At 64.9% G+C, this 12,511-nt stretch carries 10 protein-coding genes; 4 read left to right on the top strand and 6 right to left on the bottom strand.

What is annotated here, in order from left to right; all coding sequences use genetic code 11:
• Positions 1 to 97 precede the first annotated feature (97 nt).
• The 6 genes from dctP to HOP53_RS08740 form a co-directional block, all read right to left on the bottom strand.
• Positions 98 to 1,207, bottom strand: coding sequence for a TRAP transporter substrate-binding protein DctP (dctP, locus tag HOP53_RS08765; protein WP_234269666.1), 1,110 nt, complete (start codon positions 1,205 to 1,207; stop codon positions 98 to 100).
• A gap of 160 nt (positions 1,208 to 1,367) precedes the next feature.
• Positions 1,368 to 1,934, bottom strand: a complete 567-nt coding sequence (locus tag HOP53_RS08760; RefSeq protein WP_234269665.1) for a LuxR C-terminal-related transcriptional regulator — start codon at positions 1,932 to 1,934, stop codon at positions 1,368 to 1,370.
• A gap of 16 nt (positions 1,935 to 1,950) precedes the next feature.
• The gene (locus tag HOP53_RS08755) at positions 1,951 to 2,745 is read right to left on the bottom strand and encodes a 3-hydroxybutyrate dehydrogenase (protein ID WP_234269664.1); all 795 of its coding nucleotides are present in this window, start codon (positions 2,743 to 2,745) and stop codon (positions 1,951 to 1,953) included.
• Between the two features lie 48 nt (positions 2,746 to 2,793).
• On the bottom strand, positions 2,794 to 3,960 hold the full coding sequence (locus HOP53_RS08750) for an acetyl-CoA acetyltransferase (RefSeq protein WP_234269663.1): 1,167 nt from the start codon (positions 3,958 to 3,960) through the stop codon (positions 2,794 to 2,796).
• The gene (locus HOP53_RS08745) at positions 3,957 to 5,489 is read right to left on the bottom strand and encodes a class I adenylate-forming enzyme family protein (protein ID WP_234269662.1); all 1,533 of its coding nucleotides are present in this window, start codon (positions 5,487 to 5,489) and stop codon (positions 3,957 to 3,959) included. Before HOP53_RS08745 ends, HOP53_RS08750 begins: the two co-directional genes overlap by 4 nt.
• A gap of 111 nt (positions 5,490 to 5,600) precedes the next feature.
• Positions 5,601 to 6,509, bottom strand: coding sequence for a LysR family transcriptional regulator (locus HOP53_RS08740; RefSeq protein WP_234269661.1), 909 nt, complete (start codon positions 6,507 to 6,509; stop codon positions 5,601 to 5,603).
• 173 nt (positions 6,510 to 6,682) lie between these two features.
• Here HOP53_RS08740 and HOP53_RS08735 point away from each other — a divergent pair, with 173 nt between their 5' ends.
• The 4 genes from HOP53_RS08735 to HOP53_RS08720 all read left to right on the top strand — a co-directional run bounded on the left by HOP53_RS08735 (position 6,683) and on the right by HOP53_RS08720 (position 12,455).
• Entirely contained in the window at positions 6,683 to 8,194 is a 1,512-nt protein-coding gene (locus tag HOP53_RS08735; RefSeq protein WP_234269660.1) for a CoA-acylating methylmalonate-semialdehyde dehydrogenase, read from the top strand.
• Between the two features lie 227 nt (positions 8,195 to 8,421).
• A complete protein-coding gene (locus HOP53_RS08730) occupies positions 8,422 to 10,074 on the top strand; it encodes a GMC family oxidoreductase (protein ID WP_234269659.1) in 1,653 nt (550 codons plus the stop codon).
• Positions 10,075 to 10,276: 202 nt separating this feature from the next.
• Positions 10,277 to 10,483, top strand: coding sequence for a cold-shock protein (locus HOP53_RS08725; protein ID WP_010629501.1), 207 nt, complete (start codon positions 10,277 to 10,279; stop codon positions 10,481 to 10,483).
• Positions 10,484 to 10,685: 202 nt separating this feature from the next.
• Positions 10,686 to 12,455 carry an SLC13 family permease gene (locus HOP53_RS08720; RefSeq protein ID WP_234269658.1) on the top strand — a complete coding sequence of 590 codons (1,770 nt, stop codon included), beginning with the start codon at positions 10,686 to 10,688 and terminating at the stop codon, positions 12,453 to 12,455.
• Positions 12,456 to 12,511 lie beyond the last annotated feature (56 nt).

The following is a 12,511-nucleotide window of genomic DNA, read 5'->3' as shown; positions in this document are numbered from 1 at the left end:
CTCGTTGAGCGTGTCGATCGCCTTGGCAATCGCATTCATGGGTCCAGTCTCCGACGTCGGAACGACAGCCGCCCCGGGTGGGGCGGCCGGTACAGCCTTACAGACAGGCTTCGATCTCTTCGAGCGAGGGCAGGTTGTCCATGGTGCGGCTCATGTTGAAGGGCGCGGAGAGATCACGCCAGTTGGCGTAATGGTCCATGTAGCTCAGCATCGAATGCAGCACCTTGGCGTAGGTGGGGTCCTCGCAGGCGCCGCGCAGGTAGACTTCGTTGGTGATTTCCTGGATCCGGGCCAGCTCATCCGCGGAGAGCTGGGAAATCTCCACGCCGGCTTGCTGGAAGTTCAGGGTGCCTTCCGTCGCGCTCTGTTCGAAGTGCGAAATCGACCAGGCCAGGTTGGCCTGGGCGGCGAGCTCGAGCTTTTCCTGGGTCTCCTCGGAGAGGGCGTCCCAGGCATCCTTGTTGATCATTACGCCCAACACGGTGGCGGACTGGTGCCAGCCGGGAGTGGACCAGTAACTGGCGACTTCTGCAAAGCCGGCCTGGTAATCGACGCCGGGGGAGGAGAACTCGGCGCCGTCGACCACGCCGCGCTCGATGGCCTGGTAGATTTCGCCGCCGGCCAGGGTCACCTGGGAGCCGCCAAGCTGTTCCAGGATGCGCCCCTGGTCACGCCCACCCAGGCGCAGGCGCTTGCCTTCGAAGTCGGCCAGCGTCTCGATCTTTGTGCGCCCAATGAAGCCTGTTTCGTTATTCAGGATGGCATAGGGTAGGTAGTGAATATTGAACTGGTTATAGACCTCCTGGTAGAGCTCATAGCCACCCCAGTGCTGGATCCAGTTCAGGTAGTCGACGGCGTTGAACAGGCTTGCCGTGGTGCCCAGCAGGGCGAAGGCGGGGGAGCGCCCTGCCCAGTAGACGCCGGTCTCCCCGGCGGCTTCGATGCTGCCGGTCTCAGTGGCATCGAACACCTCGCCGGGCGGCATCAGGGTGCCGCCGGCGCGAAATTCGATCTGCAGTTCATCGCCGGCGATGCGATGGACCGTGTCGACCCAGCGGCGGTCCGCATCGATCAAGGCCAGGCTGTCGGGCCAGGTGGTGGTCATGGTCCAGCGTACCTTGTCGGCGAGGGCCTGGGTGGAAAGAGTGCCCAGGGCGACGGCCGCTGCCAACGAACAGGTGGTGAGCAGGGACTTCGACGTATTCATATTGTAATCCTTGTAATTGTTGGGTCTGGGTCAATGCCGGGCGGCATCGGCCACCCTTGAGCGATTGGCGTATCGCTCCTGATTTCTCATCCTAGGGAGCGGCGTCCCGTGTCGATATACGTACTACTACGTAGCGGAGTCCGTATATGGTCATGGCCGTTCAGGAGAGCTGGATGATGCGTGACACCATCTCCGCGGTGTTGCGGCAGTCGAGCTTCTTCATGATGCGCGCACGATGGGCCTCCACGGTGCGGTGGGAGATGCCCAGTTCCCGGGCGATCTCCTTGCAGGTCAGGCCATTGGCGATGAAGCTCGAGATTTCCCTTTCGCGCATCGAGAGGCGGTTCTCCCCCGGTGGGCGAACATCGATCTTGATGAAGGTCCACACCGCCAGGTCGAACGGCGCCTCGGGGGTCAGGGTGCGCCCGCGGGTCTTGGCCCAGAAGACCTCTCCCGAACGGGTTTGCATGAAGCGCTCATCGGCGTAGTCGGGCGTCCTGAGCATCTCCTTGTAGCCGCGGTCCCCGATGGTCTTGAAGTCGGCAAAGCTCGGGTAGAGCTTGAGCATCAGCTGGCCGATCAGCTCACTGCGCGGATACTCGAAGAGCTCGCAGAAGGCGTGGTTGCACTCCAGGATGCGACGCTTCTGGGTGACCACGATGGCGCTGGCTGAATGCTCGAAGGCCAGTGCCATCAGTTCGCGCCCGATGGGCAGTGAGGTCGTCATGAGCAATTACGCCTTGCTAGACACAGGTCCAGCCGCCATCGATGGGCATCGCCGTACCGGTGATATGGCGTGCCGTTTCCCCGCCAAGGAAGAGGGCAAGGTCGGCGACATGGGCCGGCGGAATCAGGCCGCCATCCGGCTGCTTCTCCGATACCAAGTGGCGAATCGCCTCCTCGCGGCTGCTGTCCAGTCGCTGCTGTCGCGCCTCGATTTGCGGTGCGATGATCGGCGTATCGGTCCATCCCGGGCAGATGGCATTCACGGTAATGCCCTGGCCCGCGGTCTCCAGCGCGACTTCGCGAGTCAATCCCACCACGCCGTGCTTGGCCGCCACATAGGCCGACTTGTTCACCGAGGCCACCAGGCCATGCACCGACGCCAGGTTGATGACACGCCCCCAACCCTTGCGGCGCATGTCCACAAGAGCCTGTTTGGTGCAGTGATAGACGGCCACCAGGTTGATGGCGATGATCGATTCCCATAGGTCGTCGGGGAAGTCGGCAAGGGGAGAGGTCTTCTGAATGGCGGCGTTGTTGACCAGCACATCGACATCGCGTTTGTCCTCGCGTAGGCGGGCGAACATGGCGTGAATAGCCTCGCGGCTGCCCAGGTCGGCCTGTAGGTAGCATACATCACGGGCACCGGCCGCCGTCAGCTCGGCGGTGAGCGTTTTGACTGCGACCTCGGTGGGGTCCACCCGGTCGTGGGCGATGATGCCGGCGCCCTGGCGGGCATAGGCCAGGCAGATGGCGGAACCGATGCCCCCAAGGGCTCCCGTGACCAGGATGTTCTTGTCGGTAAGGTGTGACATGCGTATTGCCTCGCTTGTTGTTGGAGAGAGCTATCGCAAGGAATGGAATCAATCGCTGACCCGCTCCAGCACACTGGCATAGTTGGCCACGCCCATGCCGCCCATGTTGAAGACGGCGGCCAGTCGGGCATCCGGGATCTGCACGCCGGGGGCCTCGCCGAGCAGCTGTCGGGCCGCCAGCACGTGCATGGAGACCCCGGTAGCCCCGACCGGGTGCCCCTTGGACTTGAGCCCGCCGGAGGGGTTGATCGGCAGTCTCCCGTCGGGCATCACCCAGCCCTCCTCGATGGCGCGGGCGCCCTGGCCGTAGGCGGCGAGCCCCATGGCCTCGTAGATCATCAACTCGGCGATGGTGAAGCAGTCGTGCACCTCGGCCAGCGAAAGGTCGTCCAGGCTCAGCTCGGCACTGGCGAGCAGCTGTCGCCAGGCGTGGCTGGCGCCTTCGAGTTGGGTAATGTCGCGCTTGGCCAGCGGCATGAAGTCGGTGACCTGGCTGCGTGCGCGAAAGCGCACCTGGCGTCGTCCGGCCGGTGCCGCCTCGGCATGCGACAGCACCAGGGCGGCGGCGCCGTCGGAGACCGGCGAGCAGTCGGTGCGCTTGAGCGGCCCGGCGACCACCGGGTTCTTGTCTGATATTTCGCGGCAGAACGCGTAACCGAGATCCTTGCGCAACTGGGCCAGGGGATTGTGCACCCCGTTGGCGTGGTTCTTGGCGGCAATTCGTGCCAGGGCCTCGCCCTGATCGCCGTAGCGCTCGAAGTAGGCCTGGGCCACCTGGGCAAATATGCCGGCAAAACCTGCCTCGATGCCGCGGGATTCGGGGCGATAGCTTGCCCCCAGCAGGCCCTCGGCGATGGCGCCCGGGCTGGCGTCGGTCATCTTCTCGGCGCCGATCACTAGTACACGCTTCGCCAGGCCACCCTCTATCAGGTTGATGCCCTGGTAAAGCGCCGCGGAGCCGCTGGCGCAGGCATTCTCGCAGCGGGTAGCCGGCTTGAAGCGCAGGTCGGGATCGGCCTGCAGCGACAGCGAGGCGGGGAACTCCTGCTCACACATGCCGCTGTTGAACTGGCCAACATAGATGGCGTCGATGTCGCGCGCCTCGACACCGGCATCGGCCAGGGCGTCTCTGGCGGCTTCGGCAATCAGGGTTTCCAGCGAGGCGTCCAGCTTGCCGAACGGGCTGTGTGACGAGCCGATGATGTGAGTCTTCATGGGGTATCCTCCTGTTGCGACTGAGCCAGGCGCTGGCGCAATTCCGTCTTGACGATCTTGCCATAGGCGTTCTTGGGCAGGGCCTCGAGAACCTCGTAGCGCTTGGGGCGCTTGAAGCGGGCCATGCGGGAAAGGCAGTGCTGATCCAGCTCGCCGGGGGCAAGCGGGCGATGCAGCGAGACGAATGCGACGACCTCTTCGCCCCACTCGGGGTGGGGGGCACCGACCACCGAGGCTTCGTGGACGGCGGGATGCTGCAGCAGCACCTCTTCGACCTCGCGCGGGTAGATATTGGTACCGCCGCTGATAATCACGTCCTTGACGCGATCGGTCAGATAGAGCGTACCGTCCGCCTCCATGCGGCCGATGTCGCCGGTCCTGAGCCAACCGCCGCGCAGGGCTTCGCCCGTCGCCTCCGGGTTGTCCCAATAACCCAGCATTACGCTGTCGCCGCGCACGCAGATCTCTCCCTCCTGGCTGTCAGCCAGTGGCGCGCCCCCTTCATCCAGGATGGCGACTTCCACCTGGGGGTGGGGGCGGCCGACCGGCACCAGAGTCTGGCGATCGATGGCGAGCTCGGCTGTCTCCGCATAGGGGGCATGAGCGTCCCGGCTCATCACCGAGATGGTCATGGGGCTCTCGCCCTGGCCGTAGATCTGTACGAGGCGAGGACCGAAGATGGCCAGCGCATCGCGCAGGTCACGCTCGTACATGGGCCCGCCGCCGTAGACGATGACCTGAAGGTGTTCGACCCGCAGCTCGGCCTGCCCCGAAGCGATGTGGTCGACCAGGCGGCGGATCATGGTGGGGGCCAGGAACATGGCGAGGCCCCTGTAGCGGTCTAGCAGTTCGACGAACTCCGCCTCGTCGAAGCCGGCGCTGAGCGGCAGCAGGTTGGCGCACCCGCGCATCAGGTAGGGGACCAAGTAGATGCCGGAACCGTGGGACAGCGGGGCAAAGTGGGCCAGGATATGCGACGGATCGAGCTGATCCACGTTGGTCAGGTAGCAGTTGGCCATGCAGGCCAGGTTGCCATGGGAAAGCGTGGCGCCTTTCGGGCGGCCGGTGGTGCCGCTGGTATAGAAGATCCAGGCCGGGTCGGATGACGTTCGAGTCAGAGGGGCTGGAAGCGGCTTGCCGCCAAGCGGGCCCTCCAGTGTCTCCCTTGCCAGCAGCACGACGGCGCTGGCCAGGGCAAGGTCGGGTGCTCGGTCACTGACCAGCAGCTGGCTCCCGCTGTTGTCCAGAATGAAGTCGACTTCGCACCAGTGCAGCTTGGCATTGATGGGCACGACCACCAGCCCGGCGTACCAGGCGGCGAGCAGGGTTTCCACATAGGCGGGACGATTCTTCATGTAGACCGCCACGCGCTCGCCCGGGGTAAGCCCAAGCGCTTCGAAGTGGCCGGCGAGGCGCTGCACGCGTTGCCTGAGCTGGGCATAGGTGGAGTGCAGCGCCGGACCATGATAAATCGCGGGGCGCTCGGGGCCGACCCTCGCGCTGTGGTCGAGAAAGTGGGCGATGTTCAAGGGGACATCTCCAGGCTTGTTGTCATTGTCCTACAGGCTTGCGCCATGACTACGAGACTAGAGACCGCCTCTACGCAGCGATATACGTAGTACTACCTATCTGGGTGCGTATTAGGTCGAGCTGTCCCCCCACACGCTGCTCAGCACCTCCAGCGCTACGGCCACGGCAGGTTCCTCGCTGCGTTCTCTCCGCCAGATGAAGCACAGCGCGCAGGGCAGGCGAACGCCCTCGACCACCACCAGGCCGCGTTCCTGACGCTCGGCCATGGCCAAGGCGTCGCGGGCCAGGCTCAGGCCCACGCCGGCGCGCACCAGATCGAGCATGCATGCTTCCTGATCCACCTGGGCCACGCCGTGAGGCGTTACCCCGAGCGGGTCGAGGGCGCCGTGCAAGAGCCGATGGTGGGCCGAAAGCGCTGGCGTGACGATCCACGGCTGAGCGGCCAGGCTCTTCCAGTCGTTGCTGGCCACGCGGCTGCCCCAGCCGGGCGGAGCCACCACATGGTAGTGGAAGTGGGTCAGCTCGCGGTGGGCGATCTCCGGCACGTCCGGCCCGGGACCTTCACCGGGCGGCGCGAGGAAAAAGCCGACGTCGAGCTCGTCGCGGCGAATCCACTCCAGCACGCTGCCGCTCATGCCATGCTGCAGCACGGTTTCCAGCTGCGGTGCGCGCTCCACCAGGCGATGCAGAAAGGCACCGAGACGAATGAACTCGGGGTCGACGATGGTACCGATGCGCAGTCGGCCGCGCAGGGTGCCGTGCAGGGCGCGAGCACTCTGCTCGAAGGCGGCCATGGCGGCCAGCGCCCGCTCCGCCGCTGGCAGCAGGGCATGGCCGTCGGCGGTCAGCGCCAGGCCCTGGGGGCGGCGTCGAAATAGCGTCAGTCCCAGGGCTTCCTGCAGCTGCTTGAGCTTGAGACTGACCGCCGGCTGGGTCAGATGCAGGCGCTCGGCAGCGCGGGAGACGCTGCCCTCATGAGCCACGGTAACGAAGGCGCGGAGCGTGGGTAGGTCGTGCATGGCGGAGAGTCGGTCAGGATATAAAAGAAGCTTATATCTGGCTTTTGAATTACTCAATTGTTCCTTGCCCTCGGCGCGGTAGTCTAGACAGTCACAGCCGTGTGCCTGTTCGCTGGACGTGCCGAAAGACGTGCCGTCCAGCCGAGGGCAGCCTACGACAAGAGGAAGCACCCATGACTCAGAACACCATCGCCCATTATATCACCGGACAAATGACGACCGGCGAGTCGGGTCGTCATCAGAGCGTCTACAACCCGGCCACCGGCCAGGTCACGGGGCAAGTGGCGCTGGCCTCCCGCGCGGATGTGGCGACCGCCGTGGCCGCCGCCAAGGCCGCCTTCCCGGCCTGGGCCGATACCCCGCCGATCCGCCGCGCGCGGGTGCTGTTCAAGTTCCTCGAGCTGCTCAATACCCACAAGGACGAGCTGGCCCGCGCCATCACCCTGGAGCATGGCAAGGTCTTCACCGACGCCCAGGGCGAAGTGGCCCGCGGCATCGACATCGTCGAGTTCGCCTGCGGCATTCCGCAGCTGCTCAAGGGCGACTTCACCGAACAGGTGAGCAACGGCATCGACAACTGGACGGTGCGTCAGCCGCTGGGCGTGGTAGCCGGTATCACACCGTTCAACTTCCCGGCCATGGTGCCGATGTGGATGTTCCCGGTCGCCATCGCCGCCGGTAATACCTTCATCCTCAAGCCCAGCCCCACCGACCCCAGCGCCTCGTTGCTGATTGCCGAGCTGCTCAAGCAGGCCGGCCTGCCCGACGGCGTATTCAACGTGGTGCAGGGCGACAAGGAGTCGGTCGAGGCGCTGATCGAGCATCCCGACGTGCAGGCGCTCTCCTTCGTCGGCTCCACGCCCATCGCCAACCTGATCTACGAGAACGGCGCGCGCCACGGCAAGCGTGTCCAGGCCTTGGGCGGGGCCAAGAACCACATGGTCGTCATGCCCGACGCCGACCTCGACAAGGCCGTCGACGCCCTGATCGGTGCCGCCTACGGCAGCGCCGGCGAGCGCTGCATGGCGATCAGCGTGGCGGTGCTGGTGGGCGACGTGGCCGACAAGATCGTGCCACGCCTGGCCGAGCGCGCCCGCGCACTGAAGGTCAAGAACGGCCTTGAGCTCGACGCCGAGATGGGCCCCATCGTCACCGCCCAGGCCCACCAGCGCATTACTGGCTACATCGAGAAGGGCGTTGCCGAGGGTGCCAAGCTGGTGGTCGACGGCCGTGAGTTCGATGCCGCCACCACCGGCGACGGCTGCGGCGAAGGCTTCTGGATGGGCGGCTCGCTGTTCGACCACGTCACCCCGGAGATGACCATCTATAAAGAAGAGATCTTCGGCCCGGTGCTGGCCTGCGTGCGGGTCCCCGACGTGGCCACCGCCATCCAGCTGATCAACGACCACGAGTTCGGCAATGGCGTGAGCTGCTTCACCGAGAGCGGCAGCGTGGCCCGCGAGTTCGGCCGTCGCATTCAGGTCGGCATGGTTGGCATCAACGTGCCGATTCCGGTGCCCATGGCGTGGCACGGCTTCGGTGGCTGGAAGCGCTCGCTGTTCGGCGATACCCACGCCTACGGCGAAGAGGGCGTGCGCTTCTATACCAAGCAGAAGTCGATCATGCAGCGCTGGTCCGACTCGATCAACGCAGGCGCCGAGTTCGCCATGCCAACCCATAAGTGAGTCCTGCTGACGGATAAGAACGGAGTCAGTGAGAGGCGCCGAGGGGAGACCGAAGAGGAGGTCATTTGCCAGGGAAGGCAAATGTAGCGCCCAGGGATGGGTTCACAGCGCCTCCTCGCAGGTCTTCCCCTCGGATCAGCCTCGAACGGGCATCAACTGCCGTACATATAGAGAGAGGCTTTGCTGTCGGCTAAGGGCGCCGGTGGCATGCCGAGAGAGAGCACGCCATGGCAGAGCAGGAATTCGACTACATCGTGGTGGGGGCCGGCACCGCCGGCTGCCTGCTGGCCAACCGCCTCAGCGCCGACCCGGCCAACCGGGTGCTGCTGATCGAGGCGGGCGGCCGCGACAACTACCACTGGGTGCACATCCCGGTGGGCTATCTCTACTGCATCAACAACCCGCGTACCGACTGGTGCTTCAAGACCGAGCCGGACAAGGGGCTCAACGGCCGCTCGCTGATCTACCCGCGCGGTAAGACCCTGGGCGGCTGCTCCAGCATCAATGGCATGCTCTTCATCCGTGGCCAGGCCCGCGACTACGACGGCTGGGCCGAGCTGGTAGGCGACGACGCCTGGCGCTGGGAGAACTGCCTGCCGGACTTCATGAAGCACGAGGACCACTATCGCCTGGACGAGAGCGGCGATGCCGATGCCGCCCACCGCGACTACCACGGCCACGGCGGCGAGTGGCGGGTCGAGAAGCAGCGCCTCAAGTGGGAGGTGCTCGATGACTTCGCCGAGGCGGCAGTGCAGTCGGGCATCCCACGCACGCGCGACTTCAACCGCGGCGACAACGAGGGCGTCGACTATTTCGAGGTCAACCAGCGCGACGGCTGGCGCTGGAACGCCGCCAAGGCCTTCCTGCGTCCGGTATGCGAAAAACGCAGCAACTTCACCCTGTGGCACTCCACCCAGGTGCACCGCCTGCTGTTCGACACCGATGAGAGCGGCAAGCCCCGCGCCACCGGGGTCGAGCTCGAACGCAACGGCAGCGTCAGCCGGATGACGGCGAAACGCGAGGTGATCCTGGCCGCCGGTGCCATCGGCTCGCCGCAGCTGCTGCAGCTCTCCGGCATCGGCCCGGCCGACCTCCTGGCCGAGCATGGCATTCCGCTCGTTCACGAGCTGCCCGGGGTAGGGGAGAACCTGCAGGACCACCTGCAGATCCGCTCGGTCTACAAGGTCACCGGGGCCAAGACCCTCAATACCCTGGCCGCCTCCTGGCTGGGCAAGGCGAAGATCGGCATGGAGTACCTGCTGCGTCGCACCGGGCCGATGAGCATGGCCCCCTCGCAGCTGTGCATCTTCACCCGTAGCAGCGACGAGTACGAGCATCCCAACATCGAGTACCACGTCCAGCCGCTCAGCCTCGAGGCCTTCGGTCAGCCGCTGCACGACTACCCGGCGATCACCGCCAGCGTGTGCAACCTCAACCCCACCAGCCGGGGCAGCGTGCGCATCAAGAGCCGCGACCCGCGTCAGGCCCCGGCCATCGCGCCCAACTACCTCAGCACCGAGGAGGATCGCCGTGTGGCGGCGGACTCGCTGAGGGTCACCCGGCGTATCGCCGAGCAGCCGGCCTTCGCCAGGTATCGCCCCGAGGAGGTCAAGCCCGGCCTGCAGTACCAGAGCGACGAAGACCTGGCGCGCCTGGCGGGTGATATCGGCACCACCATCTTCCATCCGGTGGGCACGGCCAAGATGGGCCGCGACGACGATCCCATGGCAGTGGTGGACTCGCATCTGCGGGTGCGCGGCGTCGAGGGACTGCGGGTGGTGGACGCCAGCGTGATGCCCACCATCACCAGCGGCAACACCAACTCCCCGACGCTGATGATCGCCGAGAAGGCGGCTGCCTGGATTCTCAAATCGAGGTAACATTACCGTCACCCACACAAAATAGTATTTGACGTGTGGGTACGAAGAGCGCAAGATGCGTGCAGTTGGTTAGCAAGTCGAACATCGCAAGTGGTTATCGAAACGCTCATGGCGTCTTGATTTCCCGGTGAAAAGTTTCTTGTTTTACCCACTGCAACTCGGGTATTTCCCGGAAAATCAATGCTATTAGAGGAATTCGATAATGGCTACCGGTACTGTTAAGTGGTTCAACGACACCAAGGGCTTCGGCTTCATTTCTCCGGACGACAACGGCGACGATCTGTTCGCTCACTTCTCCGAGATTCAGGCTGACGGCTTCAAGACTCTGCAGGACGGTCAGAAGGTCTCCTTCGACGTCACTCAGGGCAAGAAAGGCCTCCAGGCTTCCAACATCAAGGTCATCGGCTAAGCTTCGGCTTACCATGAACTGAGGTGCCACCTCGGTGGCGACGAAAGGCCCGCGTAAGCGGGCCTTTTGCGTTACTGTGTGCGCGTTTCTCGTGTGCATGGTATATGCGTTTTGGGTCTTAATGAATTTCTAAAAATAACTTTTTAGAATATGCGGCTGCCGTCACAATGGCTCAGCACCTTTGTGAACGGAACCCTCGCACATGCCGCTGGACGCCTGGATCTCATTGGCCGTGGTCATGGCCGTTTTCCCCCTGATGGCCTTTTCGCGCCTCGGCCCGGACATCGTTCTGCTGGGGGCGGTCATTCTGCTGCTGACGCTCGGCATCATCGACCCGAGCCAGGCTCTGGGTGGCTTCTCCAGTACCGGTTTGTTCACCGTGGCCTTCATGTACGTGCTAGTCGCCAGTATCCGCGAGACCGGCGGTATCGACCTGATCATTCGCCATGTGCTGGGGCGCCCCCGCCGCGAGGGCGGCGCGCTGGTGAGGCTAGTGGTACCGGTCGCCGCCCTCAGCGCCTTTCTCAACAATACCCCTGTCGTTGCTACCTACATTCCTGCCGTGCTCAGCTGGAGCCAGCGCCTGAAGCTGCCGGCGCACCGGCTACTGATGCCGCTCAGCTTCGCCTCGATCCTGGGCGGCACCATCACGCTGATCGGCACCAGCACCAATCTGGTAGTGCACGGCCTGCTGGTAGAGCGCTATCCGGGGCTGGCGATGGGGCTGTTCGATCTCGCCTGGGTGGGGCTCCCGGTGGCCCTGATCGGGGCACTCTATTTGATCGTCGTCGCGCCGCGGCTATTGCCGGAGCGACGCGGTGCAGCATCGGCGTTCGAGAACCCCCGCGAGTTCACCATCGAGATGGAGGTCGACCCGGAGGGCCCGCTGGTAGACCGTACCGTGGAGGAGGCCGGCCTGCGTCACCTCTGCGAGCTGTTCCTGGTGGAGATCGAGCGCGATGGCAACGTGGTCAGCGTGGTGGGGCCGGGCGAACGGCTCAAGGGCGGGGATCGGCTGGTCTTTGCCGGCACATCAGACGGCGCCGTGGAGCTGCAGCAGATTCGCGGTCTCAGACCGTCGCGCCACGGCGAGTCGAGCCTGGAGAAGGACTTCAAGGAGCGGCGCCTGGTGGAGGCGGTGGTCTCCGACCAGTGCCAGTTCGTCGGCAAGCGCATCCGCGATGGCCACTTCCGTACGCTGTATGGCGCCGCGGTACTGGCGGTGTGCCGGGGCGGCGAGCGAGTGGCGGGCAACCTCGGCCAGGTGCGCCTGCAGCCTGCCGACGTGTTGCTGCTGGAGGCGCGCCCGCCTTTCATCGAGCGCCACCGCCAGTCGCGCGACTTCCTGCTGATCAGTCAGGTCAACGGCCAGGCGCGTCCCAATCACGAAAAGGCCTGGCTGGCCTGGAGCATCCTGGCTGGGGTGGTGGCGCTTGCCACCTTCGGCGTGATGAGCATGATGAATGCCGCCATGCTGGGCGCGGTGCTGGTGCTGATCACCGGCTGCTGCTCGGTGGGGGCGGCCAAGCGCGGGCTCGACACCCAGGTGTTGCTGACCATCGCCGCTTCCTTCGGTCTGGGCGCGGCGTTGGAGAGTTCCGGCGCGGCGGCCACCCTGGCAGGGCTGGCACTGGGTGTGGCCGACGGTAACCCCTGGCTGCTGTTGATCGGCACCTATCTGCTGGTAGCGTTGCTGACCGAGCTGGTCACCAACAACGCGGCAGCGGTGATCACTTTCCCGGTGGTCATGGCCAGCGCCGAGAGCCTGGGCGTCAATCCCATGCCCTTCGTGGTGGCGGTGATGTTTGCCGCCTCGGCCAGTTTCCTCACGCCCATCGGCTACCAGACCAACCTGATGGTGCACGGCCCCGGTGGCTACCGCTTCGGCGACTTCCTGCGCGTGGGCGGCCTACTCAACGTGCTGACGGCGATCATCGCCCTGGTGCTGATTCCGCTGGTGTGGCCGTTCTGAGCCGGCCGGCGCTCGCCGTGGTCATGGCTTTGCGGTAGGGTGTCGGGTTGATACGA

The organism is Billgrantia ethanolica (assembly GCF_021404305.1).
GTDB classification, from domain to species: Bacteria; Pseudomonadota; Gammaproteobacteria; order Pseudomonadales; family Halomonadaceae; genus Halomonas; species Halomonas ethanolica.
This window is presented reverse-complemented; position numbering and strand designations above follow the sequence as displayed.

Bases quoted from the DNA above. Each gene is read 5' to 3' on its own strand.
- dctP (WP_234269666.1), bottom strand. From the start codon at position 1,207: ATGAATACGTCGAAGTCCCTGCTCACCACCTGTTCGTTGGCAGCGGCC.
- HOP53_RS08760 (WP_234269665.1), bottom strand. From the start codon at position 1,934: ATGACGACCTCACTGCCCATCGGGCGCGAACTGATGGCACTGGCCTTC.
- HOP53_RS08755 (WP_234269664.1), bottom strand. From the start codon at position 2,745: ATGTCACACCTTACCGACAAGAACATCCTGGTCACGGGAGCCCTTGGG.
- HOP53_RS08750 (WP_234269663.1), bottom strand. From the start codon at position 3,960: ATGAAGACTCACATCATCGGCTCGTCACACAGCCCGTTCGGCAAGCTG.
- HOP53_RS08740 (WP_234269661.1), bottom strand. From the start codon at position 6,509: ATGCACGACCTACCCACGCTCCGCGCCTTCGTTACCGTGGCTCATGAG.
- HOP53_RS08735 (WP_234269660.1), top strand. From the start codon at position 6,683: ATGACTCAGAACACCATCGCCCATTATATCACCGGACAAATGACGACC.
- HOP53_RS08730 (WP_234269659.1), top strand. From the start codon at position 8,422: ATGGCAGAGCAGGAATTCGACTACATCGTGGTGGGGGCCGGCACCGCC.
- HOP53_RS08725 (WP_010629501.1), top strand. From the start codon at position 10,277: ATGGCTACCGGTACTGTTAAGTGGTTCAACGACACCAAGGGCTTCGGC.
- HOP53_RS08720 (WP_234269658.1), top strand. From the start codon at position 10,686: ATGCCGCTGGACGCCTGGATCTCATTGGCCGTGGTCATGGCCGTTTTC.